At 39.3% G+C, this 24649-nt stretch carries 25 protein-coding genes; 19 read left to right on the top strand and 6 right to left on the bottom strand.

The annotated features are described in order from the left end of the window. Positions 1-16: 16 nt before the first annotated feature. Positions 17-421 carry a flagellar basal body-associated FliL family protein gene (locus tag CXF93_RS06130; RefSeq protein WP_101061560.1) on the bottom strand — a complete coding sequence of 135 codons (405 nt, stop codon included), beginning with the start codon at positions 419-421 and terminating at the stop codon, positions 17-19. Between the two features lie 174 nt (positions 422-595). Between CXF93_RS06130 and CXF93_RS06125 the strand changes: the two genes are divergently transcribed. Together CXF93_RS06125 and ubiA are read left to right on the top strand one after the other, a co-directional pair. Next, complete coding sequence (locus CXF93_RS06125; RefSeq protein WP_101061687.1) at positions 596-1195, top strand: chorismate lyase; 600 nt, start codon at positions 596-598, stop codon at positions 1193-1195. A 15-nt stretch (positions 1196-1210) separates the two neighbouring features. Beyond that, the gene (ubiA, locus tag CXF93_RS06120; RefSeq protein WP_101061559.1) at positions 1211-2071 is read left to right on the top strand and encodes a 4-hydroxybenzoate octaprenyltransferase; all 861 of its coding nucleotides are present in this window, start codon (positions 1211-1213) and stop codon (positions 2069-2071) included. 154 nt (positions 2072-2225) lie between these two features. On the opposite strand, the gene plsB is transcribed toward ubiA, so the two are convergent. Next, a complete protein-coding gene (gene plsB / locus CXF93_RS06115; protein ID WP_232784125.1) occupies positions 2226-4658 on the bottom strand; it encodes a glycerol-3-phosphate 1-O-acyltransferase PlsB in 2433 nt (810 codons plus the stop codon). 197 nt (positions 4659-4855) lie between these two features. Between plsB and lexA the strand changes: the two genes are divergently transcribed. The 11 genes from lexA to fghA all read left to right on the top strand — a co-directional run bounded on the left by lexA (position 4856) and on the right by fghA (position 15825). Next, positions 4856-5479 (top strand): transcriptional repressor LexA, encoded by a 624-nt coding sequence (lexA, locus tag CXF93_RS06110; protein WP_101061557.1) that lies wholly within the window; start codon positions 4856-4858, stop codon positions 5477-5479. Positions 5480-5730: 251 nt separating this feature from the next. Further along, on the top strand, positions 5731-6018 hold the full coding sequence (locus tag CXF93_RS06105) for a lipid asymmetry maintenance protein MlaB (RefSeq protein WP_101061556.1): 288 nt from the start codon (positions 5731-5733) through the stop codon (positions 6016-6018). 9 nt (positions 6019-6027) lie between these two features. Then, entirely contained in the window at positions 6028-6390 is a 363-nt protein-coding gene (locus CXF93_RS06100; protein ID WP_101061555.1) for a response regulator, read from the top strand. A gap of 2 nt (positions 6391-6392) precedes the next feature. Beyond that, positions 6393-8438 (top strand): chemotaxis protein CheA, encoded by a 2046-nt coding sequence (locus CXF93_RS06095; protein ID WP_101061554.1) that lies wholly within the window; start codon positions 6393-6395, stop codon positions 8436-8438. Between the two features lie 17 nt (positions 8439-8455). Beyond that, complete coding sequence (locus CXF93_RS06090) at positions 8456-8986, top strand: chemotaxis protein CheW (protein ID WP_101061553.1); 531 nt, start codon at positions 8456-8458, stop codon at positions 8984-8986. Continuing rightward, on the top strand, positions 8979-9827 hold the full coding sequence (locus CXF93_RS06085; protein WP_101061552.1) for a protein-glutamate O-methyltransferase CheR: 849 nt from the start codon (positions 8979-8981) through the stop codon (positions 9825-9827). The genes CXF93_RS06090 and CXF93_RS06085 overlap by 8 nt, the downstream gene beginning before the upstream one ends. A gap of 38 nt (positions 9828-9865) precedes the next feature. After that, complete coding sequence (locus tag CXF93_RS06080) at positions 9866-10930, top strand: chemotaxis response regulator protein-glutamate methylesterase (protein ID WP_101061551.1); 1065 nt, start codon at positions 9866-9868, stop codon at positions 10928-10930. Further along, the gene (locus CXF93_RS06075) at positions 10917-12104 is read left to right on the top strand and encodes a methyl-accepting chemotaxis protein (RefSeq protein ID WP_101061550.1); all 1188 of its coding nucleotides are present in this window, start codon (positions 10917-10919) and stop codon (positions 12102-12104) included. The genes CXF93_RS06080 and CXF93_RS06075 overlap by 14 nt, the downstream gene beginning before the upstream one ends. A gap of 86 nt (positions 12105-12190) precedes the next feature. Beyond that, entirely contained in the window at positions 12191-13522 is a 1332-nt protein-coding gene (locus CXF93_RS06070; RefSeq protein ID WP_101061549.1) for an MATE family efflux transporter, read from the top strand. 256 nt (positions 13523-13778) lie between these two features. Next, positions 13779-14909: an S-(hydroxymethyl)glutathione dehydrogenase/class III alcohol dehydrogenase gene (locus tag CXF93_RS06065; protein ID WP_101061548.1), complete on the top strand. Its 1131-nt coding sequence runs from the start codon at positions 13779-13781 to the stop codon at positions 14907-14909. Positions 14910-14979: 70 nt separating this feature from the next. Beyond that, entirely contained in the window at positions 14980-15825 is an 846-nt protein-coding gene (gene fghA / locus CXF93_RS06060; protein WP_101061547.1) for an S-formylglutathione hydrolase, read from the top strand. 85 nt (positions 15826-15910) lie between these two features. Here fghA and trmL read toward each other — a convergent pair whose 3' ends face one another. Further along, entirely contained in the window at positions 15911-16375 is a 465-nt protein-coding gene (gene trmL, locus CXF93_RS06055; protein WP_101061546.1) for a tRNA (uridine(34)/cytosine(34)/5-carboxymethylaminomethyluridine(34)-2'-O)-methyltransferase TrmL, read from the bottom strand. A gap of 79 nt (positions 16376-16454) precedes the next feature. Here trmL and CXF93_RS06050 point away from each other — a divergent pair, with 79 nt between their 5' ends. Further along, the gene (locus CXF93_RS06050; protein ID WP_101061545.1) at positions 16455-16691 is read left to right on the top strand and encodes a hypothetical protein; all 237 of its coding nucleotides are present in this window, start codon (positions 16455-16457) and stop codon (positions 16689-16691) included. 39 nt (positions 16692-16730) lie between these two features. Here CXF93_RS06050 and CXF93_RS06045 read toward each other — a convergent pair whose 3' ends face one another. Together CXF93_RS06045 and CXF93_RS06040 are read right to left on the bottom strand one after the other, a co-directional pair. Further along, on the bottom strand, positions 16731-18023 hold the full coding sequence (locus CXF93_RS06045) for an ATP-binding protein (RefSeq protein ID WP_232784124.1): 1293 nt from the start codon (positions 18021-18023) through the stop codon (positions 16731-16733). 107 nt (positions 18024-18130) lie between these two features. Continuing rightward, positions 18131-18817, bottom strand: a complete 687-nt coding sequence (locus CXF93_RS06040; protein ID WP_101061543.1) for a response regulator — start codon at positions 18815-18817, stop codon at positions 18131-18133. Between the two features lie 436 nt (positions 18818-19253). Here CXF93_RS06040 and CXF93_RS06035 point away from each other — a divergent pair, with 436 nt between their 5' ends. The 3 genes from CXF93_RS06035 to zapB all read left to right on the top strand — a co-directional run bounded on the left by CXF93_RS06035 (position 19254) and on the right by zapB (position 21349). Next, positions 19254-20144, top strand: a complete 891-nt coding sequence (locus CXF93_RS06035; protein WP_101061542.1) for a cation diffusion facilitator family transporter — start codon at positions 19254-19256, stop codon at positions 20142-20144. A gap of 37 nt (positions 20145-20181) precedes the next feature. Beyond that, positions 20182-20961 (top strand): serine O-acetyltransferase, encoded by a 780-nt coding sequence (gene cysE / locus CXF93_RS06030; RefSeq protein WP_101061541.1) that lies wholly within the window; start codon positions 20182-20184, stop codon positions 20959-20961. Between the two features lie 160 nt (positions 20962-21121). Beyond that, on the top strand, positions 21122-21349 hold the full coding sequence (gene zapB / locus CXF93_RS06025) for a cell division protein ZapB (protein WP_026006261.1): 228 nt from the start codon (positions 21122-21124) through the stop codon (positions 21347-21349). Positions 21350-21399: 50 nt separating this feature from the next. Here the strand turns inward: zapB and rraA are convergent, their stop codons facing one another. Then, positions 21400-21885, bottom strand: a complete 486-nt coding sequence (gene rraA, locus CXF93_RS06020) for a ribonuclease E activity regulator RraA (RefSeq protein WP_101061540.1) — start codon at positions 21883-21885, stop codon at positions 21400-21402. Between the two features lie 219 nt (positions 21886-22104). Here rraA and CXF93_RS06015 point away from each other — a divergent pair, with 219 nt between their 5' ends. Together CXF93_RS06015 and CXF93_RS06010 are read left to right on the top strand one after the other, a co-directional pair. Continuing rightward, the gene (locus tag CXF93_RS06015; protein ID WP_101061539.1) at positions 22105-22968 is read left to right on the top strand and encodes a polysaccharide deacetylase family protein; all 864 of its coding nucleotides are present in this window, start codon (positions 22105-22107) and stop codon (positions 22966-22968) included. A gap of 19 nt (positions 22969-22987) precedes the next feature. Further along, positions 22988-24115 (top strand): glycosyltransferase, encoded by a 1128-nt coding sequence (locus CXF93_RS06010; protein WP_101061538.1) that lies wholly within the window; start codon positions 22988-22990, stop codon positions 24113-24115. Positions 24116-24649: the final 534 nt, after the last annotated feature.

Raw genomic sequence — 24649 nt, 5'->3', positions numbered from 1 at the left:
GCTTACTCCTTTTTTATTACATTAATAAATATTTGGTAAATAATAGGTTTTCAATAACGGCTTTGCCAGTCTCTTGCTGCAGTAAGCTGTTCACTTCATTTTGGATCATTTTTCGGACTTCTTCTCGACCAGTCAGCGAACGTAAATGCTGTGGTGATTGTTGACCTAATAATGAAATTATTTTATCTCTGAGCAAAGGTTCATGCTTTTCAATAATATCCAAGCCGTCATTGTCTGCTAGCATAAATTCGACTGCGACACTGATAAAACCAATCTTATTCGTTTCACTGGTATAGTTAGTAATAATATCTGGCTCTAAGCCGAAATAAATATACACAGGTTTATTGCTATCGTTTGCTGATACGGTGGTAGGTGAGAGTGAGGCTGTGAGCATGCATAATAGCCAGAGTAGTTTTTTCATTTACCGTATCCTTAGTTAAATGAGGCGCGAAAGAAACAAGCTTGTAGGCCAGTATACGCAATTTCAAATGATTAATTAAATAAATCCGCCAACAACTTGCACCCCGACTTACAATCTTAGTCTGAATAGCAGATAATTATGCCTGATTTCGTTGTTAAAAAAGTAATTTATAATATGCCTGATAATATAGATAATACGCGGGTGCGTGAACTGACATTACCGAACTATCCGATTGGCTGTGATGCTAAGTGGTTATGGCCGAGCATATTAGAGGATAGCTTATCTGTGAACCTTTATGATTGGTTAGTTGATACCGGTTCTTTAACCGCAAGGCTGAAGCAATATTGTCAGAAATTTAGCGTTGAGATATTAAGTGAAGGCAATTATGCATTATCCGATGATGAAAAAACAAAATTAAATTTAGCTGAAGACCTTGGTTTCGTACGTGAAGTACTGTTGAAACTCGATGGTACCCCTTGGGTATTTGCACGCAGTGTTATGCCGCTTAATATGTTAACAGCTCCAGGTGGTGAACTTGATCAGTTGGGTAATCGTTCATTAGGCAGTGTGTTATTTAGTGCGCCAGATATGCAGCGTAGTGAAATTGAAATCGCAGCGTTTGATGCGCAGAGTAAAGTATATTCGTTATCTCAGCTATTTAGTTCAACACCGAAAACAGTGCTGTTTGGTCGTCGATCATGTTTTCTGTTGAATGGCAAATCGTTGCTGGTATCGGAAGTTTTTTTACCTGATGCATCGGCATATAAAGAATAAAAGGACGTTGAACATATGTCTATCATGACAGCAAAAATGCAAGATTATATCCAGCTTACGCGTATCGATAAGCCAATTGGCACTTTGTTATTATTGTGGCCGACGCTATGGGCATTATGGATCGCAGCGCAAGGATTACCAAAATTAGATGTGCTAGTTGTATTTGTATTAGGTGTGATCTTAATGCGCTCGGCAGGTTGTGTTATTAATGACTTTGCCGACCGCCGTGTTGATGGGCATGTCAAGCGAACTGAAAATAGACCGCTGGCTGCTGGACGCATATCGAGTCGTGCTGCATTAACATTTTTCTTTGCTTTGACTTTGTTAGCCTTTCTACTCGTACTGACCATGAATACCTTGACGATCATGTTATCGTTTGTGGCAGTTGGCCTTGCCGCATGTTATCCGTTTATGAAGCGCTATACTCATTTTCCTCAAGTGGTATTAGGCATGGCATTTGGTTGGGCTATTCCGATGGGGTTTGCAGCGCAATTAGATACCGTACCGAGTTATGTATGGTTATTATTTTTGGCTAATATCTTATGGACAGTCGTTTTTGATACCTTATATGCCATGGTTGACCGCGATGATGATTTAAAAATTGGCATTAAGTCTACGGCCATTTTGTTTGCCGAAAAAGATAAACTGATCGTGGGATTATTACAGCTATCGTGCTTGTTATGTCTAGGGGTACTAGGTTGGTTATTGGTATTACCAAGCGTGTATTTTATTGGTCTAACGATTGTTGCGGGGTTATTTGTTTATCAACAGACCTTGATTGTTAATCGTGATAGAGAATCTTGCTTTAAGGCTTTTTTGAATAATAATTATGTTGGTATGGTTATCTTTGTAAGCCTGGTGTTAAGTTATTTATAAGTAAAGAGTTAAGCTATTTATAAGTGTTTTATCGCCGAATTAGGGCTGTACTACAATAATAAAAAGGAGCCTCGGCTCCTTTTTATTATCTTCAATATCGAATGCCGAGAAGTAAACTGCTTATATTAATCAGCCGACCTCTGGCACACTAATACTAGTCGTTAGATTGTTGACTCAGCATCACATCGGATATCGTTTGTTTTACTTCTAGTGTGGTTAAGCTTCTGACTGTATTAGCTAACTGACCAATTTTGTCAGCTTTAGCGGTACCAGCATCGGATAGGTAATGTAGTTCTTGCAGCTTATCAATAAAGATAGTCAGTACTTTTTTATCAAAGAACTCTGGCGCACTAACCCCGTTTAGTGATGATAGGCGCTCTGCAATTAGCTGACTACGATCTTCAAGATTAGCCCTTTCAATTACTTGGTCATGCTCTAATACGGTCAGTACAATTGCGTAGCGTTGCAATGTTTCTTGAATGCTTGCAGCAAGTAACTTCAATGACATGAGACGTTCATTCACTGGGGTTACCACATCATCGTGATTGTTAATTAGACCTTGTTGTTGCATTTCTGCTAACGTCTCGGTAATACAATCACTTAATTCATCTTCTGAGTATTTCAAGAATAGTTCAGCCTGAATTAACGGGTAAAGTTGGCGCACTTTAGCGTTAATGTCTGCGACACTCGTTGTTGGATTTTCTGTCACGATTGCTGCAATTAAAGACGGTAATGCAAACAGGTGTAAAATATTATTACGGTAGAAAGTTAATAACACGGCTTGTTCGTATGACATAGATAGCATTTGTCCTAAGCTATCTTCACGTACGGTGAATTTTTTCAGTGCGATGGCCTGATCCAGAATTTCTTCTGCGCTGTTTTCAGGCAAGGTACTGAATTCACTGTATGGGTTATTACGCAGTAATTTTAAGTAACTATCAATTTGCTGGACCAAAATTTCTCGGCTTAATGCCTTGTGTGGCGCCGCGTGTAGAATCAATGCACAAATCGTTAATGAGTTAACTGCTGCCGCACTGTTGATGTTTACCATCACTTGGTTGGCAAGGTCTTGGGTGGTTTGCTGTAACCATTGCGGCTGTTCTTCAACTGGCATATTCATGTCATCACGCCAGTTTTCAACGTGTTTATTTAAATACTGATTAAGGTTAATCGGCTCACCAAAATTCACAAATGCTTGACCGTAATTTCTTAGCTTTTTAGCGATACCAAATACTTGGAATACACTTTCTTTTTTCTTATTGGCACCAGACAATTCTTTTACATAGGTGCTTACTTCCATCACATGATCGTAACCTAGGTATACAGGCACTAGCGTAATTGGTCGATTTTGCTCTCTTAACATCGCTTGTAACGTCATGTTAAGCATGCCCGTCTTTGGTGGTAATAAACGACCTGTACGGCTACGCCCACCCTCAGTAAAGAACTCAACCGAATAACCTTTAGAGAATAATAAGCTTAAGTATTCTCTAAAGATGGTTGCGTAAAGCTTGTTACCTTTAAATGTACGACGTAAGAAGAACGCGCCACCACGACGGAACATCGGTCCTGCAGGGAAGAAATTAAGATTAATACCTGCGGCAATGTGTGGCGGGATCAAACCTTCATTGTAAATAACATAAGAAATAAGCAAGTAATCCATATGGCTGCGATGGCAAGGCATGAAGACAATTTCATGGCCATCGGCAGCGAGTTTACGCACTTGCTCGGCGTTATTAACTTTGATGCCGCTGTAGATTTTATTCCACAACCAGCCCAGAAAATTACTACTGTTTTTTACTAATTTATAAGAAAAATCACTGACGATTTCATCGATATAATCGTTGGCGCGTTTTTCAGCTTTTTTAGCTGAAATATTATGTTCCGCAATCTCAACTTGGATGGCTTTTTTGACTTCTGGATTACGTAATAGTTGCTCAAACAGTTGGTAGCGATTCGGTAGTTTAGGACCAGATGCGGCCAATTTTTGGCGACTGAAATGGATCTTGGCAACACGAATTAATTTTTGGGCTAATTTCTCGTCGCTACCGTGCTGGTCGGCCATGAAACGCAACGATACCGGTTTATTAAAACGCACTAAGTTGTCTTTGCGATTCAGCCCGACAATTAATGTTTTACGTAAACGACTTGGCGAAATACTGTTGGCTAGTGATAGTAGTGGTACTTGACCTTCTTTACCTGGTGCTCGGCCCCAAAATAGAGCTACGGGCATCAATTGAATATCAAGGGCTTTATCGTCTTTATGTAAACGTAATAGCTGTTGAAATTTTTCAAAGAATACATCGGTATCTCTGGCTTTGCCAAACAGTGGCGCAGGGTTATCTAAGCAAACATAGCTGGGAATGATGACCCCGTTCACTTTTATTGGTGTGAGCGGATCTGGTAAGCCTAGTTCTTTACAGGCGCGTTGTAATGCGACGAGATCCGTCATTGATTTAGTTTTTAATGCGTAAACAATGGGACGCGTTAAATCTAACTTTAGCGCATCAACCGGATTATCTGGTACGTACTGAGATTTAACTAAGCCATTAACGAAACTTCGACTTAACATTGATGGTGTTTGTTGCATAGGTGTTGTCATTCTGTTGTTTAAAATGCGAGAGTGCTTACTCCAATAATATCAGATGCGTGCCTATAAATCTGTGTTTAAGCGCCTGCAAGCGATTAATTCATTATTATTCTGATATCCCTACCGCTTATATTGCAAACTTGATATTACTGTATATAATTACAAGAAACTGTATATAAAACCAGTTAGGGTACATGATGAAAGCATTGACACAAAGACAAGCAGAAGTACTTGAATTAGTTAAGCAACATATTAAAAATACCGGTATGCCACCAACCCGAGCTGAAATTGCGAAGGAACTTGGTTTTCGTTCTCCGAATGCGGCTGAAGAACATTTAAAAGCATTGGCACGAAAAGGTCATATTGAAATTTTAGCGGGCACGTCACGTGGTATTCGCCTGTTGGTTAATGCCGAAGAAGCCAGTAATGAGAGTGGTTTACCCTTAATCGGCCAAGTTGCCGCTGGTGAGCCTATTTTAGCGCAAGAGCATATTGAAGCGCACTACAATGTCGATCCATCGATGTTCACCCCTAATGCAGATTTTTTATTGCGGGTTCGTGGTGAGAGTATGCGTAATATCGGTATTATGGATGGCGATTTATTAGCTGTACATAAAACCAAAAACATTAGTAAAGGCCAAGTTGTTGTTGCTCGTGTCGATGATGAAGTAACGGTAAAACGCTTTGAGCAGCAAGGCAGTGAAATATTATTGCATCCTGAAAATGATGAAATGAGCACAATACGTGTTGATTTAAATTTCCAAAGCTTTGATATTGAAGGTGTAGCCGTAGGTATTATTCGTAATACCGATTGGATGTAATTACACTCTATTTATGCTATTGCGTTGAGGGTAGATAGTTAATGATCCCATTATTGACTATCTATCTTTTTATTCATATATCCTCACTATTTGTCTGTAACCTATAGAAAAGCATTTCAAATCCTGTTCTCAGGTCACAGTTCTCCCTATCGCCTGCTTATTTATAAAATCTTTTCCTATACTCAACATGAGTTATAAAAGAATGAACGAATTTATTTTCTGATACGTTTGCGTAAATACAGGATTAGTTTATGGAACAAAGCCCTATCACCATGGAATTAGGTGAAAAGATCGATATATCCGCGATCACCACACTTAAGGAAACACTTGATTCGTTATCTATCAATACCGAACCTCAACGTTTCGATGCGCGTCATGTGACTCATATTGACAGTGCTTCTTGCCAGCTTTTTTATGCTTATGCTCAACATCTAGCGATACATAATACAACACTCGTGTTTCTATCTCCGTCGGATAAGTTTATGGCGGTGGTGAAAGCGTTAGGGTTTGAAACGGACTTTAATTACGCATCAATGTGAGGCGCTCTAATGAAACGAATATTAGCTGTAGATGATTCGGTATCCATTCGTGAAATGGTACTGTTTACTTTAAAACAGGCAGGTTATGAGGTTGATTCAGCCGTCGATGGTGTTGATGGTTTAGAAAAAGCAAAAACTGGACACTTTGACCTTATTATTTCAGATATTAATATGCCACGTATGGATGGTATTAGCTTAATTAGTCGATTACGTAATGAAAGTGCTTATAAATTTACGCCAATTCTAATGTTAACGACTGAGTCCGGCACCGATAAGAAAATGGCAGGAAAATCTGCTGGTGCAACAGGCTGGATAGTAAAACCTTTTAATCCAGAAAAACTCATTGCTACCGTACAAAAAGTATTGAGGTAAGCATGGATATCGATCTTAAACAATTCCAACAAGTGTTTATTGAAGAGTGTCTCGAAGGCTTGGAGGTGATGGAAGCTGAGCTGCTAAAGTTAAATCCTGGCTCGGTAGATAGCGAAGTCATTAATACCATTTTTCGCGTAGCGCATTCCATTAAGGGCGGCGCTGGTACATTCGGGTTTAGTCAATTAACCGAATTTACGCACGTTGCTGAAACCTTACTTGATGATTTACGTGCAGAAAAAATTCCTCTTATCGATGACCATATTAATCTTTTTTTACAAACCGTGGATTGTTTAAGTGCGTGGATCCAATTATTAGCTGACGATTCGGAATCAATCCCTGAGGCGGCGGAAAGCCTCAAACTGCAATATAACCAATTCTTGCAACTCGATGTTAATCAGGACGCGTTATCGACATGTGATAGCACGCCCGTCCAACCTAATTCGTTAGTGATTAATGAACACGATGATAGTGATTGGTTAATTAATTTTACGCCTGGTCAAGATATTTTAAAGCAAGGTAACGAGCCGCGTTTAATCTTTGCTGAATTAGCAGAGATGGGTGAGCTTAAGGTGACGCCTAAACTTGAAAATATACCTTTATGGCAAAATTTATTACCTGAAGATCTCTATGTGAGTTGGGAGCTTGAATTAATCAGCTCGGTGAGTGACGCGCAAATAAAAGAAGCATTTGAGTGGGTGGAAGATGATTCAACAATTATCATCACCCACCCTAGTACGCTACCTCAACTAGCAGAAAGTGAGGCCGCTGATGAAACCTTGTCTGAATCGATAGTCTCTCCAGTGGTAACGAAAAAAATAGCCAGTACGAAATCGGCAGAAACAAATTCAATTCGGGTATCAATCGATAAAGTTGATGCGTTAATCAATATGGTTGGCGAACTGGTGATCACGCAAGCGATGCTAGGTGAACTAGGGCAAAATTTTTCTGCAGAGAAATTGCCGGCATTAAAAAAAGGCCTTACTCAGCTATCTCAACATACCCGAGAAATGCAAGACAGCGTCATGAAAATTAGAATGTTGCCGATTCAATTCGCCTTTAATCGTATTCCAAGAATGGTCAGGGATTTAAGTGAACAGCTAGGTAAAAATGTATTACTGAGGATGCACGGAGAAGAAACTGAACTGGATAAAATCATGCTCGAAAAGCTCTCTGATCCGATTGTGCATCTTGTCCGTAACGCTTTAGATCATGGTATTGAAACGATTGAAGAACGAAAGCTAGCGGGGAAAAGTGATGTTGCTTACCTTGATATTAACGCATTTCATCAAGGTGGTGAGATTATTGTTGAAATTCGCGATGATGGTCGAGGCTTAAACCGATCCAAAATTCATGCAAAGGCGATTGAAAAAGGTATTGTCAATAAAGACTTACATTACAGTGATAATCAGATCGATGAACTTATTTTCGCGCCTGGTTTTTCAACTGTCGAAACGGTGAGTGATATCTCTGGCCGCGGTGTTGGTATGGACGTCGTCAAGCGCAATATTGAATCACTTGGTGGTGGTATTAAAATTGAATCGACGACGGGCGCAGGCAGTTGTTTCTCGATCCGTTTACCTTTGACCCTGTCTATTATGGATGGCCAATTAGTCAAAATTGGCAGTAAAACTTATATCTTACCGATTATGTCAATTATTGAATCGTTGCAGTTAAAAGATGGCATGGTCACTAAGTTGGCTGATGATACCGAGGTATTTAAACTGCGAGATGAGTTCATCCCTATCATTCGTCTTTACCAAGTATTGAATCATGAAACGAGTCTCAAACGTATTGCCGATGGATTATTAGTGGTTGTTGAAAGTGGCAATAATAAATATGGCTTATTAGTGGATGATCTAGCGGCGCAACAGCAGGTAGTGATAAAAAATTTAGAAGAAAATTTTATGAAGGTAAGTTGTGTCTCCGGCGCTACCATTTTAGGTAATGGCACGGTGGCGTTAATTTTAGATATTGCTGATATTGTCAAGCGTGTGACAACTGAACGCTATCAACATCAAGGTCAGCGTGCACATGTTGCCGCTTAACATAGGACTGAATATATATGGATAATAATACGCTGACCGAGATAGATGAACAATCCACCCAGTTTTTGACATTTATAATGGCAGAAGAAGAATATGGTGTGGAAATATTAGATGTACAAGAGATCCGTGGTTGGGAAAGTTGTACCGAGATCCCCAATATGCCTGCTTATGTGAAAGGCGTTATTAATTTACGCGGAACTATAGTGCCGATAGTCGATTTAAGGCAGAAATTTGGTTTAGAAAACATTGAATATAGTGCCATCACGGTGGTGATTGTCGTCAAAGTTTTAGTCGAAGATAAATCAAAAGTGATGGGGTTAGTTGTTGATGCGGTTTCAGATGTGCACACTATTGCCCACAGTGATATTAATTTACCGCCACAATTAGGCCCTGATAATGGTCCTAGTGTCATCCGCGGACTGGTATCAATCAAAGATAAAATGGTGGTGTTATTAAGCTCAAGTTTATTGTTAGATTTAGAGCAATTTCAAAATATTGAAACCCTGAATATGCATAATACACCGGCACCAATGGTTGCCAATGGTTAGCCTAGCAACACCACTATTAGGTGGCGATATTAACGAATATCCATCAACTAACCTGATTATGCAGGATGCTGAATTTCAATATCTATCGCAACTGGCTTTTCGAGAATCAGGTATTGTGATCAATGAATCCAAGCGCGATATGCTTTATGGCCGAGTCATGAAAAGGATCCGTTATCTTAAATTAAATGGGTTTGCTGCTTATTGCCAGTTATTACAAGATAGCTATGCTGGTGAACTGAGTGCGTTTATTAATGCGATAACGACCAATCTTACGGCATTTTTTCGTGAAGAATATCATTTTGATTTTTTACACAACGTGGCATTAGCCGATTTTAAACATCACAACCAAGATAAAAAATTGCGGATATGGTCAGCGGGGTGCTCCACTGGGCAAGAACCTTATTCAATTGCCATGAGTGTGGAGGGTCAACTTCCTGATTGGGACGCTAAAATACTGGCTACTGATTTAGATAGTGAGGTTTTATGGCGTGCTCATCAGGGTATTTATGATGAACTGATGGGGATTCCAATGAATTATCGCACGCAGTATTGCTCAGATATGAATCTTCAGCATCGCTATAGTATGGATGATAAAATTAAGCAGCTCATTGCATTTAAGCAGCTGAATTTATTGTCTCGATGGCCGATGAAGGGACAGTTTGATGCGATTTTCTGTCGTAATGTTTTAATTTATTTTGATGATGAAACAAAGCGAAAGTTGGTGCAACGATTTTACTCGCAACTCAAACCGGGTGGCTATCTTTTTATTGGCCACTCTGAAAGTCTACAAAGTTTTAACACCAAGTTTAAGCTGGTCGGTCAGACTATTTATCAACGCTAAATTTGCCATTATGTCGATGGCGCTATAGGGATCATTTTATGCAGAAAATAAAAGTGCTTGTTGTCGACGACTCTGCATTAATGCGCAAAATATTAACCACATTACTCAGCTTAGACTCGGTTATTGATGTCGTCGGTAGCGCGATTGACCCTTTTGATGCGCGCGACAAAATAAAAAAATTACATCCTGATGTGTTAACGCTTGATGTTGAAATGCCGGGTATGAATGGTTTATCTTTTTTAGATAATTTAATGCGACTACGTCCTATGCCAGTTGTCATGGTATCAACGCTGACGTCCCAAGGTGCGCCAGTGACATTGAAAGCGCTGGAGTTAGGCGCATTTGATTTTATTGCCAAACCCACTGATAACAGCAGGCAATCATTGGGACATTTTGGTGATGAACTCTGTACTAAAGTTAAATTAGCCTGCAGTGCAAATTTACGCGTCATGCGAGAGCCAGTGACCGCGTTACTTACCAGCCAAGAAGTGCAAGAAGATAGGCTAATTGCTATTGGTGCATCCACGGGGGGAACCGAAGCATTAAGGGAATTATTAACCCCCTTAGTGCCGCCTTTCCCACCTATTGTTATTGCTCAGCATATACCCAAACATTTTAGTGGGGCATTCGCAAAACGCCTCAACGATAATTGCCGCTTAACTGTGATTGAAGTAACGAGTGAAGAAGTCATAAAACAGAATCATGTGTACATTGCACCGGGCGATTGCCATTTAAAAGTGCAGCGGTCAGGGCTACGTTATACTTGCCAATTATTTGATGGGCCCGCGATAAATAGGCACAAGCCGTCTGTTGATGTGTTACTTGGATCTGTCGCTAAGAACTATGGTGATAAAGCCATTGGTGTAATGCTGACGGGCATGGGTAAAGATGGTGCTGAAGGGTTATTGGCTATGCGTGAAGCAGGCGCTTTAACAATCGCCCAAGATGAGGCTTCATCCGTTGTTTGGGGTATGCCGGGTGCAGCAGTCAGGCTAGGTGCTGCTATGGATATATTAAGCTTGCCGCTCATTGCGCCTAAGCTAGCTACATTAGTGCAGAAGAACACAGCTAAAGTAAAAAGGACTGCTTATGACACGATTTAATTTATACCAAGGCGCTGCGTTATTACCACTATTGCTGATGTTGCTGTTGCAAGAATGGCTTGCTGCTGGTGCTATTGTAGTGACATTAATGTTGGTGTTAATAGCGGTATTTTCTGCAGTGAAAAAACCGTTAGAGCTGCAAGTTGAAAATAGCATGTCGATGGAGACTAAAGCAATGTTGGTCGATATGCTACAGCAAGAGATCCCGCCACATATTGATGAATTAAAGAATGATTTAAATAAAACCCAGCATATTAATAGCGAGTCATTTACTACGTTAAATAGTGCTTTTTATCAGTTGCTACGCATGTCTGCAGAGCAGTCTGCATCGTTACATAAAGTATTACTCAGTATTTCCAAAGATAAAGCGTTGGCTTTGACTGGTGAGGAGTGTGGCGATCCAGATGCTATCGATTTAAAAATATTTATTGCATCAACACATCAATTTTTAAATAACTGCTCAGATCTAATGGTGGAAATCACCACGCAAAGTAATGACGCGGTGAATAAGATCGCAGTAATGGAAAGTCAGATGCTTAATATTAATGAGCTGGTTGATAATGCCAAGAAAATAGCCAGTCAAACTAACTTACTTTCGTTGAACGCTGCGATTGAAGCGGCGCGAGCAGGGGATATGGGGCGTGGTTTTGCTGTGGTCGCGCAAGAAGTGCGCTTATTATCTGATACCTCAAATAAATTTAATGATGAAATAAGAGGGCAGGTGACACAAGCGATGGCCACGTTTGAGGAAGCGAAAAATATGGTTGAATCATTAGCTAAAGATAATGCTGAAAAGTCATCACAGACACAAGCAAGATTACATCAAGAGTTAGTTAAATTTGCGCAATTAGAACAAAGTTTAGAGATGAACTTAGATAACCTCATGAGTTTATCGGTAGATACTAAAGCCTGTGTAAACGATTCGGTTAGAAGTCTGCAAGTTGAAGATATTATTAGCCAGTTATCGGAGCATAACGTGCTGCAAGCGGAGAATGTAAAGCAAGTATTACTGGCGTGTAGTGAGTTGTTATCTGCAGAGGAACATGTCGAACAAGATACTTTTATTGATAAGCTTAAAGCTGCTGCGGAACAGTTAAAGCAGCAATCGCTACAAGCGCAAAACAAGACAATTAGTTCCGGTTCGATGGATGAAGGTGAGATCGAATTGTTTTAATGCTTGAAGAGGTATTACTTTTTTTCATAATTGAAGTTAGATAGACTCGGGCATCTTTTGTTTTCCCTATAAAGTTGAATTCGTCTATGTGGCTATCCGTTCCCACCTCGGTACATCGAAATATCATCGCATTGGCGCTGCCAATGATCTTATCAAACATCAGTATCCCACTATTAGGTTTAGTTGATAGCATAGTGATCGGCCATCTTGATCAAGCTTGGTACCTCGGTGGTGTTGCGCTTGGTTCAACTGTGGTGATGTTAATTGTGTCTATGTGTAATTTCTTACGCATGTCGACCACAGGGCTAACAGCTCAAGCATTTGGTAAGCAAGATAATCCCGTTATATTAATGACCCTTGCCCACGCCTTTTTAATCGCTTTCGTCTTATCAATCTTATTACTGCTAGGTAAAAACTATATTGTTGAGTTGGCGTTCATGTTGACGGAAGCCAGTGACAATGTGCAGCTGAACGCGCAAGCTTACTTGTCTATACGTATGTGGGGTATTCCTGCCGCATTATTTAATTTTGCCATATTAGGTTGGCTGATTGGTCTGCAGAATATGAAAGCGCCGATGCTATTACTGATTATCGCCAATGTATTTAATATTGTGTTAGATATTTTGTTCGTGGTGTATTTCGAATGGGGCGTTGAAGGCGCTGCTGCTGCCTCTGTGATTGCCGAGTATGCGGCGTTGTTGTTTGGCTTATTATTAGTATTAAAACAACTGGATAAATTTTCATTACCGAGTAAGACTGAAATTATTCAAAGCTTATTCGAATCGAGTAAATTGTTGGGGTTACTGTCATTAAACCGCGATATCTTTATTCGTTCACTGTGCTTGCAGCTGACGTTTGCTTTTATGACCTTTAAAAGTGCGAGTCTCGGTGATGAATATATTGCCGCGAATGCGGTATTACTCAATTTCTTGATGTTTATTTCTTTTGCCCTTGATGGTGTTGCTTATGCCGTCGAGGCGATGGTTGGTAAAGCGATAGGAGCTAAAAATACAATTGCTTACCGTCAATCTGTTTTCGCATCCCTGATCTGGGCTGGCGTATTTTCTCTAATGTTTTCAGCTGTTTTTTTTATGTTCGGCGAAGGGATGGTGAGTATGATCACGGATATTGAAGCTGTGAACACTATTGCCGTTGAATATTTACCTTGGTTAGTGCTATTACCTTTTACTGCAGTGTGGTGTTTTGTATTTGATGGGGTATTTATTGGTGCAACTCGTGCTAAAGATATGCGTAATAGCATGTTGTTTAGTGTTATTTGCATCTTCCTGCCCACCTATATTATTAGCAGCGGCTTAGGTAATCATGCTTTATGGCTAGCGATGAATACGTTCATGTTAGCTCGTGGTTTATCACTGGCTTGGTTGTTATGGCCTTCTCTGCAAAAGCGGATCGCGTAACAAGGTGAGTCGACTATACTGAAGAGATTTAGCTATTAGGGATACTTTCTTCGTTATTCTTAAAGAGTAGTGCTGGAGTTGTCACTGTATTTCTTTTATCTAGCCTTATTATTACACCTGAGTAAAAGTAATTTGTGTTTCAAGGGTATTATCATTATCTAGTAATTGAATATAATAAGCGCCATACAGTATGACTAGTCGGAATGCAGAGATTAGCACTACCGATGATATTAATTTTATCCCAATGGAGATGAACATGACTGACAAATTTATTAAATCTAAAGCAGCTATTGCTTGGGGTCCAAATCAGCCACTATCAATCGAAGAAGTGGATGTAATGTTACCAAGAAAAGGTGAAGTGTTGGTTAAGGTTATCGCTTCAGGCGTATGTCATACCGATGCATTTACATTATCGGGTGATGATCCAGAAGGTATCTTCCCAGTAATTCTTGGTCACGAAGGTGGTGGTATCGTTGAGCAAATCGGCGAAGGCGTTACCAGTGTTCAAGTTGGCGATCACGTTATTCCTTTATACACACCAGAATGTGGTGAATGTAAATTCTGTAAGTCTGGTAAAACCAACCTTTGTCAACAGATCCGTGAAACCCAAGGCCAAGGCCTAATGCCTGATGGCACAACACGTTTCTACAAAGACGGTCAGCCAATCTTCCATTACATGGGTTGTTCAACATTCTCTGAGTACACGGTATTACCTGAGATCTCGTTAGCGAAAGTGAACAAAGAAGCGCCGCTTGAAGAAGTATGCCTACTTGGTTGTGGTGTTACAACGGGTATGGGCGCAGTAATGAATACGGCTAAAGTTGAAGAAGGCGCCACGGTTGCTATCTTCGGTCTAGGCGGTATTGGTCTTTCTGCTGTTATCGGCGCAACGATGGCGAAAGCGAGTCGTATTATTGCTATCGACATTAACGAAAGCAAATTTGAACTAGCGAAAAAATTAGGCGCAACAGATTTCATCAATCCAAAAGATTATGACCGACCAATTCAAGACGTTATCGTTGAGCTAACTGACGGTGGTGTAGATTACTCATTCGAATGTATTGGTAACGTTAACTTAATGCGTTCGGCATTAGAATGTTGTCATAAAGGTTGGGGTGAATCAGTTGTCATTGGTGTTGCCGGTGCAGGTCAAGAGATCTCTACGCGTCCATTCCAACTAGTAACTGGTCGTGTATGGCGTGGCAGTGCATTCGGCGGTGTTAAAGGTCGTACAGAGCTACCTGATTACGTTGAACGTTACCTAAAAGGTGAATTCGCATTAAGTGATTTCATTACCCATACTATGGGCCTTGAAGATATTAATGAAGCATTTGATCTGATGCATCGTGGTGAAAGTATCCGCAGCGTTATCCATTTCGATAAGTAATTAAAATATATTTCGTTACTTTATCTTTAATAAAAAAATAAAGTAACGGAATGATTAGTAAAGGTTTGTCATGTCTATAGAAGTTGTTAGTAGTAATAAAATGTTTGGCGGTTGGCAGCATCAATATAATCATGCGTCGAGTGTACTGAACTGTCAGATGCGTTTTGCTGTGTATTTACCACCGCAAGCGTCAAGTATGCGTAAAGTACCGGTGATGTATTGGTTGTCTGGCCTTACATGTACTGATGAGAACTTTATGCAAAAAGCCGGTGCTCAGCGTATTGCTGCAGAACTGGGTATTGCTATCGTGGCACCTGATACTAGTCCGCGTGGTGAAGGTGTGCCAGACGATGCTGACCAAACGTATGATTTTGGTTTGGGTGCTGGATTCTATGTGAATGCAACACAAGCGCCATGGAATACAAATTATCAAATGTATGACTATGTGCTTAATGAATTACCTGCATTAATTGAAGCTAACTTCCCTGTTACTCAAGAGCGCGTGATCAGTGGTCACTCTATGGGTGGACACGGCGCATTAGTGATGGCATTACGTAATCCTGAGCGTTACCGTTCAGTGACGGCATTTAGCCCGATTAGTAATCCTATCAATTGCCCTTGGGGTCAAAAAGCGCTACAAAATTATTTAGGTAAAGATAAAGCAACGTGGCAACAGTACGATGCCAGTCTATTGATGGCTAAAGCCGATAAGTTTGTACCTGCAATGGTTGAACAAGGTAAAGATGACTCATTTTTAGATGAGCAACTTAAACCGAATATGTTAACTGCTGCGGCGGCAAAGAAAGGTTATCCTCTCATGCTAGAAATGCATGATGGTTATGATCATAGTTACTATTTTATCGCCACATTTATTGAAAAACATATGCGTTTTCATGCGGCCAATTTAGCTAAATAGCAGGTCTAAATAAGACGGTTAAAAGGGTGGCATAACTATGTTCTGTCACCCTTTTTTTATTGTTTTTAAATATTGCTGTTAAATATTATTTTGAACCTGCAAAGTCCAATTGACGCCAGCTTTCATAAATAAACACTGACACTGCATTTGATAAGTTCATACTACGGCTTTCTGGTAGCATTGGGATTCTTAATTTCTGCTCTTGAGGTAATGTATCGAGTACCTCTGGCGGTAAGCCGCGTGTTTCAGGGCCAAATAATAACACATCACCAGCTTGATATTCAGCTTGGTGATGGTATTTAGTACCTTTGGTGGTACAGGCAAAAATGCGTGCATCGCCAATGCAATCTAGAAATGCTTGATAGTTTGCATGGCGTTTTACGTCTGCAAATTCGTGGTAATCTAGCCCCGCACGTTTTACCCTTTTATCATCCCATTCAAAACCAAGTGGTTCGATTAAATGCAATTTGAAACCAGAGTTGGCACAAAGGCGAATGATATTACCTGTATTTGGTGGGATCTCAGGTTCAAATAGTGCTACTTGTAACATAATAAAGTCTCAGTTCAGGGTTATATAACGTAGGTACTTTGCGTAGAATAGCAAATTTAACAACCTAATGGTAAAAGTGATGAAAAAGCGTAGTACTTTGATCGTGACAGGCTTAATTATATTAAGTGCGATACCTTTTAGCTTAAATATTTTGATTAATATGTTCTTTGAAGATCTGGATACAGAAATATATGAGCAGAAAAAAGCACGGGTGGAGCAGCGCCGACAAATAGAAAAGATGTTCCCAGAGTTAGATACCAAAGATCCATTACGTCCTAAGATTACGACTGAAGAAATAACAGAAGAGCAGCCATAACACTGCTCTTCTGTATTTATTCCGTTATGAATACAGTGATTAACTGATTGGTATAGTAATAGATATTTGTAAACCGTGAGTGTCTCTATTACTTGCCACTATCTCACCGTGATGTTGTCTAATGGCATTTTCGGTAATCGCTAATCCAAGACCTGCACCACCTGATTCACGATCGCGCGCTTGTGATACGCGATAGAAAGGCTTAAATATTTGCTCAACCTCATCTTCAGGTACACCTGGGCCATCATCTGTGATCACAAAGGTTATTTTGTCTGTGTCACTTATAATAGCTAAGTTAACCTGTTTTGAAGCATAACGTAGTGCGTTACGGATGACATTTTCGACCGCACTCCCCAGCAGCGCGGGGAAACCTTTAATGTCTACATCAGGAATTATTTGGTGACTAAATATTTTTTCGAGTTGTTCAGCTTCGAAAATAGCATCATCACAAATAGGTTGTAGCAAGGAATCAAGATTAAAAGATTCTTTGGTGGTGGCATTTAATTGCATTTTTGATAAATTTAATAGCGCTGCAATCATTTCCTCTAGGCGCTCAGATTCATTATCAATACGCAGAATTTCTTTGGTTTCACCATAACGGCGTTTAGATAATGCCACCGACATTTTCAATCGTGTTAACGGTGATCTTAACTCATGAGATATATCGCTCAGGAGACGATGTTGGAGTGAGATATGTTCGCGAATTGAGAGCATCATGGTACGTAAACTTCGTGCTAACTCGCCTATTTCATCTTGTCTTTGTGTCGCTGGTACCACGGCATCTAAATTACCGTCGGTGATATCAGATGCGGTTTTTTTCAGTTTTTGTAATGGGTTAGAAATATGCCATGCGAGTGATGCACATAATGGCATACTGACCAGCATAGTAATAAAGAGTAATAGAAATGGTCTGTCTAATACATTAATTAACCAAATGTTATGCTCTGCAGGTAATTGCTGTGCGGCATATAATTGGAATTGCTCTCCACGTAATGTCACCGAAATGGGGCCCGTCATTAGCCAGTTTTTATATTGCTTTACCTTTGGTGAAAGCGACTCTTCGCTTTGTAAAATAAAACGACGAATAGCTTTAGAGGCTTTTGTACTAGAAACGATATCGCCATTAGCAGCAGCTAAATAGAAGTGTTTGGTTTGTGCTTCTTTAGGCGTGATGAGTACTTGTAGGGGGACACTTGGATAGCGTTCTGCAGATGTCGCAATATTATGGGCAATACTGTTTAAGATATTGACTGAACGTGGATCTAGTTGTCTCATTACTCGGCTATCGAGAGTCGGTAGCGCAATGACTACCGCAACCACGAGTAGTAGCATGCACCAAAACCAGACGAAAATTTTAACGAATAAATGATTTAATTTGCTACTAAGCACGTGTGAACAACCTTATTTCAAGAGTAATAAAAAACGTCGAGGAGAGCAGGTTAGGTGTCTAACCACATATAACCACGGCCACGTAATGTGCGAATACGCATTTTTTCATCTGTTCTTTCTGGTAATTTTTTACGTAAGTTACTTAAATGCATATCAATACTGCGATCGAATGGCGTTAACTTTTTACCTAATACTTGTTCGCTTAAATCGGCTTTGGTTAAAATAATACCTGGAGAAGAAATAAGCGCTTCTAATAGCATTAATTCGGTGCTGGTTAAATCAAGTAAGATACTCTGGCACCAGGCCTCTTGCGTACGGCTATTTATTACAATATCTAAATGGGTTAATAGTTCTGTATTTTTTGTCGTCGTGACAGGTTCGATTCGACGTAGTACCGCTTTAATGCGTGCTAATAGTTCACGGTCACTGAATGGTTTTGGTAAATAATCATCTGCTCCCATTTCTAAGCCAAGCACGCGGTCGATCTCATCGCCTTTCGCTGTCAACATTAATACCGGAGTACTGTTGTCAACACGCAGTTTTTTTAATACTTCAAAGCCGTTTAGCTTGGGCATCATGACATCTAAAAGTACCATATCATATTGATTGCTTCTGATTGCGGCTAAGCCGGCTTCACCATCGTGTACCATATCAACATCGAAATCTTCGAGGCTAAGAAACTCTGCAAGTAATTCAGCTAGCTCTTTATCGTCATCAATTAATAATAATTTAGTCATATAAGGTACTCTGTTAATTGTTCTTGTGGTATTAGGATACTGGGTTAAGCAGTAAATAATTCGAAGATTTACCTTGTTTTACATTTTGATTGCGGCACAACAAAGAATTGATGATGCCTAGTCAGTTTAACTAAAATAGGGTAATAAACAATGCTATTTAAAATTAAATGGCCGCAGATTACGCCGAAGTAGGTTATTGCTTTATTTATGATAACTGAGTTAATTACACAGTATTTATAACTCTTATTTTAGATTAACGAGCTAGTATAAAAGACTTATTTATAACTATATGTCCTCGCTATCCTAAAATAACCACAGAATGTTTTTATTTCGTCTGTTTTCTTTGATTTAGCGTTTGTTTAAGGTGAATAACTTCACGTTGTTTTTCTGTTGCCCGCGTTTATAATAAACGCAAGATAATGTAAAAGGTAAACCTGTGATAAATTCGAAACATGAAAAATTAGTTAAACGTGCGAGTTATGCGTCGGTCGCAACGGCTGCGATCTTATTATGTAGTAAATTATTCGTGTGGTTCGCCACGGGATCATCATCGATACTGGCATCCCTGACGGATTCGTTTTTAGATATTGGTGCATCCATTATTAATTTATTCGCTATTAGATATGCGTTAGAGCCTGCTGATGAGGCGCATCGCTTTGGACATGGTAAAGCGGAATCTTTAGCTGGGTTAGTACAATCTGCATTTATTGTTGGCTCATCTATTTTATTGATGTTACATGGCGTTAGCGCGCTATTAGATCCGCAACCAATTGTACGCTCAGAACTAGGTATCGCAGTCTCTATTTTTGCGTTACTGGTGACGTTTATATTAATTCGTTATCAAACATATGTAGTGGCGAAAACCAGTAGTGTGGCGATTAAAGCTGATTCACTCCATTATAAATCAGATTTATGGCTTAATGCTGCCGTGCTTATTGCGCTTAGTTTATCTGCGTATGGCTTTTATTGGGTTGATGGATTAGCGACTATTTTGATATCTTGTTACATATTATACAGTGCGTATGAGATTGGTATGGAGTCAGTTCAGACGCTACTTGATCATGAGTTACCAGCTGAAGATATTGCCAAAATAACGACTATTGTTGCGAATACGGAAAATGTACTCGGTTTGCATGAGTTACGGACCCGACAATCAGGCTATATGCGTTTTATTCAATTACATATTGAACTTGATGACCACCTGACGTTGTTCCAATCTCATGCTATAGCTGATAATGTAGAAACTAATTTACTCCGTGAATTTGCGAATACGGAAGTGCTTATTCATCAAGATCCAATCTCAATTGTAAAGACGAAAAATGATTAATACAAACGTGAACTCTAAATGTTGTAAAGGAATGAACATGGAAGATAAACTTTCAATGTCTTGGCTTAAAATTAAAGAAGAAGCTAAATTGTTGGTTGAACAGGAACCGATGCTAGCTAGCTTCTTCCATTCAACAATACTTAATCACGATAGTTTAAAATGCTCCTTAAGTTTTCAATTAGCTAATAAACTCGGTAGTGCGACAATGCCTGCTATTTTATTACGTGAAGTGATTGAAGAGGCGTTAAAATCAGAACCGGATATCTTACATGCGGTTGCTGCCGATTTATGCGCAGTACAAGAGCGTGATCCGGCAGTAGAATACTTCTCGACCCCACTATTATATTTGAAAGGTTTTCTCGCATTGCAGTCTTATCGTATTGCGCATTGGTTGTGGAATCAAAAACGTCAAGCATTAGCTATTTATTTGCAAAATCAAATCTCCGTGGTATTTGCCGTCGACATTCATCCTGCTGCGAGAATTGGTCGAGGAATCATGCTCGATCACGCTACTGGTATTGTTATTGGTGAAACAGCCGTTGTCGAAGACGATGTATCTATTTTACAAAGTGTGACACTTGGTGGTACTGGTAAAGAGAGCGGTGATCGTCATCCCAAAATTAGAGCGGGGGTGATGATTGGTGCTGGCGCTAAAGTATTGGGTAATATTGAAGTCGGCCGAGGGGCGAAAGTTGGCGCCGGTAGCGTAGTCCTCGACCCCGTACCCGAACATACTACAGTGGCGGGTGTTCCGGCTAAAGTTGTTGGTAGACCTGATTCAGAAATGCCTTCATTAGCGATGAATCAAACAATTTGATGTATAAATGTCAGTGCTCACAAACAAAAACTTAATTCTGCTTGAGGGCATCATAAATTAACTAATAAGACTTGTTGTCGGTTGACTAGCGTTGTATTCTTCTAGCTAAGGGATAAGCCCTCTCAGCACAATATTGAATTCTTAAATTATGGGTGACAAAATGAATTTTGACGTATTAGATAAATTAGAAAGTAAAGTCCAAACAGCAGTTGATACCATTTCCCTTTTACAAATGGAATTAGAAGAGCTAAAAGAAGAAAATAACCAACTATTAGCAAATAATTCTGAACTTAAAGGCCAACAAGATGTGTGGCAAGATCGTTTACGTTCTTTGCTAGGCAGAATGGATGAAGTTCAAGAACTAGAAGAGTTAGAAGAAGAAGCATAATTTGATTCAGAGGTATGGTTGAAAAAACATATACCTCTGTTTCTATGTTTTTATTCGATATCAAGTGCATCGGCGGATAATATAATGCCTGTACTGTCTGCATAGACATGATCATCAGGTAAAAATGTGACGCCACCAAAGTTTACAGCTACATCGACTTCGCCTGTGCGATTATCGTCAGCACCAACAGGAATAGAAGCCAGACTCTGAATACCAATATTAATGTCATCTAACTGATCAACTTCTCGAATACTGCCGTAAACAATAATGCCTTCCCATTCGTTCTCAAATGCCATTTGTGCAATGTCAGAATCAATTAATGCTCTTCTTAGTGAACCACCGCCATCAATAAGTAATACTTTACCTAAGCCTGGTTGCTGTACCGTTTCAGCGATCAAACCTAAACTTTCAAAACATTTGATCGTAGTTACTTTTCCACCGAATGATGTCTTACCACCAAAGTTCATAAACATCGGTTCCACAACATCAATCATATCTGCATAAATGTCGCATAGTTCAGAAGTATTGTATTCCATGAGCAGCACCTTTTAATAAAGAGAGTTAGGTCATTAGCAATAAATCATAGCACTATTGGCATATAAATTAAGTCTTTATTAGCATTAGATAAATCAATATTTGGCTTGCTACATAAAATATACGTCGATGCTGAGTGAATATAACGTTAATCCCTGATAGCACGATGTGATGGTCTATTCTATTCTTTATTATAATAGACCATCGATGAGTGGGTTGTTATGACAATTACTAATGCACTGACTATTAATGTGGAAGATTATTTTCAAGCCCCAGCTTTTCAATACAGTATCAAAGAAAATGATTGGGGACAGCTCTCCCCAAGAATTGAATTCGCGGTTGATAAAATTTTATTGCTGCTACATGACCATCATGTAACGGCTACATTTTTTGTTTATGGTTGGACAATTAGCCATTTCCCTTTGATGTTAAAGAAAATAGCAGATCAGGGACATGAGCTTGCTTATCGACATTATAGTCCACCGGATACACAACATTTTAATCAGCGTAAAATCATAGAAGATTTAAATGACTATAAAGATCAGTTATCGCAAGTCATCGGTTGTCATGTTGCTGGCTATCGGGGCGATACAAAATTATACAGTGCAACTTCGGCATGGTTAGAAGGTGAATTAATGTTAGCCGGGTATGAATATAGCAGCGCTAATAATTCGAATGAGATGATTAAGGATGATAGGGACATGACCCCTGAGGTAGATCATTTTCAATACTTAAATGTATCAACTCATAAGGTGCTAAATAAGCGATATGAAATTATCAATACCGATAGTATTCGTCTGCGTAAGTATGAATCAAGCCGTCGACTCGTGAGATGTTTTATTGAAGAAAATAAAACACCGGTTATCGGCAGTATATCAACTTGGGTGATGGATAATCAGCAGCCAAAAATTCGAGCGGATAGCTTATTTAAAAAATGGTTACACAGTTATCATACTCGTGAGACTCCGCTCATATTACATCAACTTTTTTCTGAGTATGACTGGCAAACAGTCAGCGCTACATATTTGCACAAAGTATTACAGTTAAGCAGTATTAAAAAAAGGACAGGGCGCAGTGTAAGCTAATGATAAGGATATTATGGTAATGAAAATTTTACACGTGATAGAAAGTGGTGGTTTTTATGGTGCTGAAAGAGTCTTAATTGAATTGATGTTAGGTCTAAAGGTATTAGGACATGAAGTGACCTTACTTAGTGTTGGCTATAAAGGACAAGAAGACAAAGAGTTTGAAATTATTTGTCGTCAATCTGGCATTGCAGTAAATTCTATTCGAGTAACTAAACTTGAATCTTTGTGTATTAGTCGTTATATAAAAGACTTTGCAGAGGAACATGATTTTGATGTTGTGCACTCTCACGGTTATAAATTCAACATACTGTTTGGCTTAATGCCGAAACGAAATCGTTCAAAATGTTTTTGTGCCACTGTACATGGTTATGTTTCAGCACCTAAGTTTAGTAAAATGGCTCTTTATCAATATTTGGATAAGTATTCATTAAAGCAGTTAAATCGAGTTTTTCTTGTTAGCCAGCATATGACTAGTCTAGCGAGTATCCAAGGGTTAGAAGTAAACCAATATACGGTGATTGAGAATGGCATAGGTGGCTATGTGCCAAAATGTGCAATTGAAGAACGTTTGGTGACTTTTCTTCACAATAAAACCACACGATTAATGGCCGTCGGTCGTCTTGCTGTGGAAAAAAGTTTTGATACCCTTATTGATGCCTTACCTCAGCTAATTGAAAATGATCCTAATACTGTGCTCGTTATATTTGGTGCGGGAAGTGAAGAGTATCGATTGCGAAAAAAAATAAACCAATTGGATTTAAATGAACATGTTTTATTATTTGGTTTTGTAGAATCACTATCTAGTTATTTTAATCACTTTGATGTTTTTGTAATGCCTTCTATTACAGAGGGGACTCCTATCGCTTTACTCGAAGCTATGTTGGCTAGAGTTCCTTGTGTTGTTACTAATGTCGGCGGGATGCCACATATGCTCGGACATGGTAAGGGAGGTTGGATTGTGCCACCTAAAGATTCATTAGCATTACAAATAGCCATTTCAGAAAGTCTTATTCAGAGTCAAAGCCAAATTAAAACCATTTTTTCTTATGAGCGTGCCACGTATGAATTTAATTATCTGCACATGAGTCAGCAATATTTAAATGAGTACCAAAGTTTGCTTTCGGCGAATTCCCTCTCAACATAATTCAGCTTACCTTCAACTAGCATGCTAATCATAATTGCCTTTATATAAAGAGGCTAAGATACAGTACGTATATGATGAATATAACGAGGTTAGATTGATATTTGTACATTAAGAGGGGTTTCAGAACGTATTTTTAATGTTTTGTACTTTTTTATCATCAATACCAGAAAGTACTTGCCTGAAATCGCTAGTTCTCTATAATTCGAGCTCACTGACACGGCAACAGCCGCTAAGTAAAGGTGTTTGTTCAGTATCGAAAGTTACTTTTTAACCTCCTGAAATGAAGTACAAATATGTGCTTGACTTCGAAATAGGTTTGCGTAGAATACGCAGCCTGACTACGACGAAAGACGTCAAGGTCAATGCTCTTTAATAATTTATTCAAGCAATCTGTGTGAGCACTTGCAGAGATATAATGACCAAATATTATATCAATGTAATTGTGAACATTAAATTAAATCGAAAGATTTGGTTTTATAAACAATGAACTTTGGTTTGTTGTTGAAGTACAGAATTCATTGAGCCGACTTAATC

The sequence above is a fragment of the Moritella sp. Urea-trap-13 genome, assembly GCF_002836355.1.
Lineage (GTDB): Bacteria > Pseudomonadota > Gammaproteobacteria > Enterobacterales > Moritellaceae > Moritella.
The sequence above is the reverse complement of the archived record's forward strand: the minus strand, read 5'-3'. Positions and strand labels throughout refer to the sequence as shown.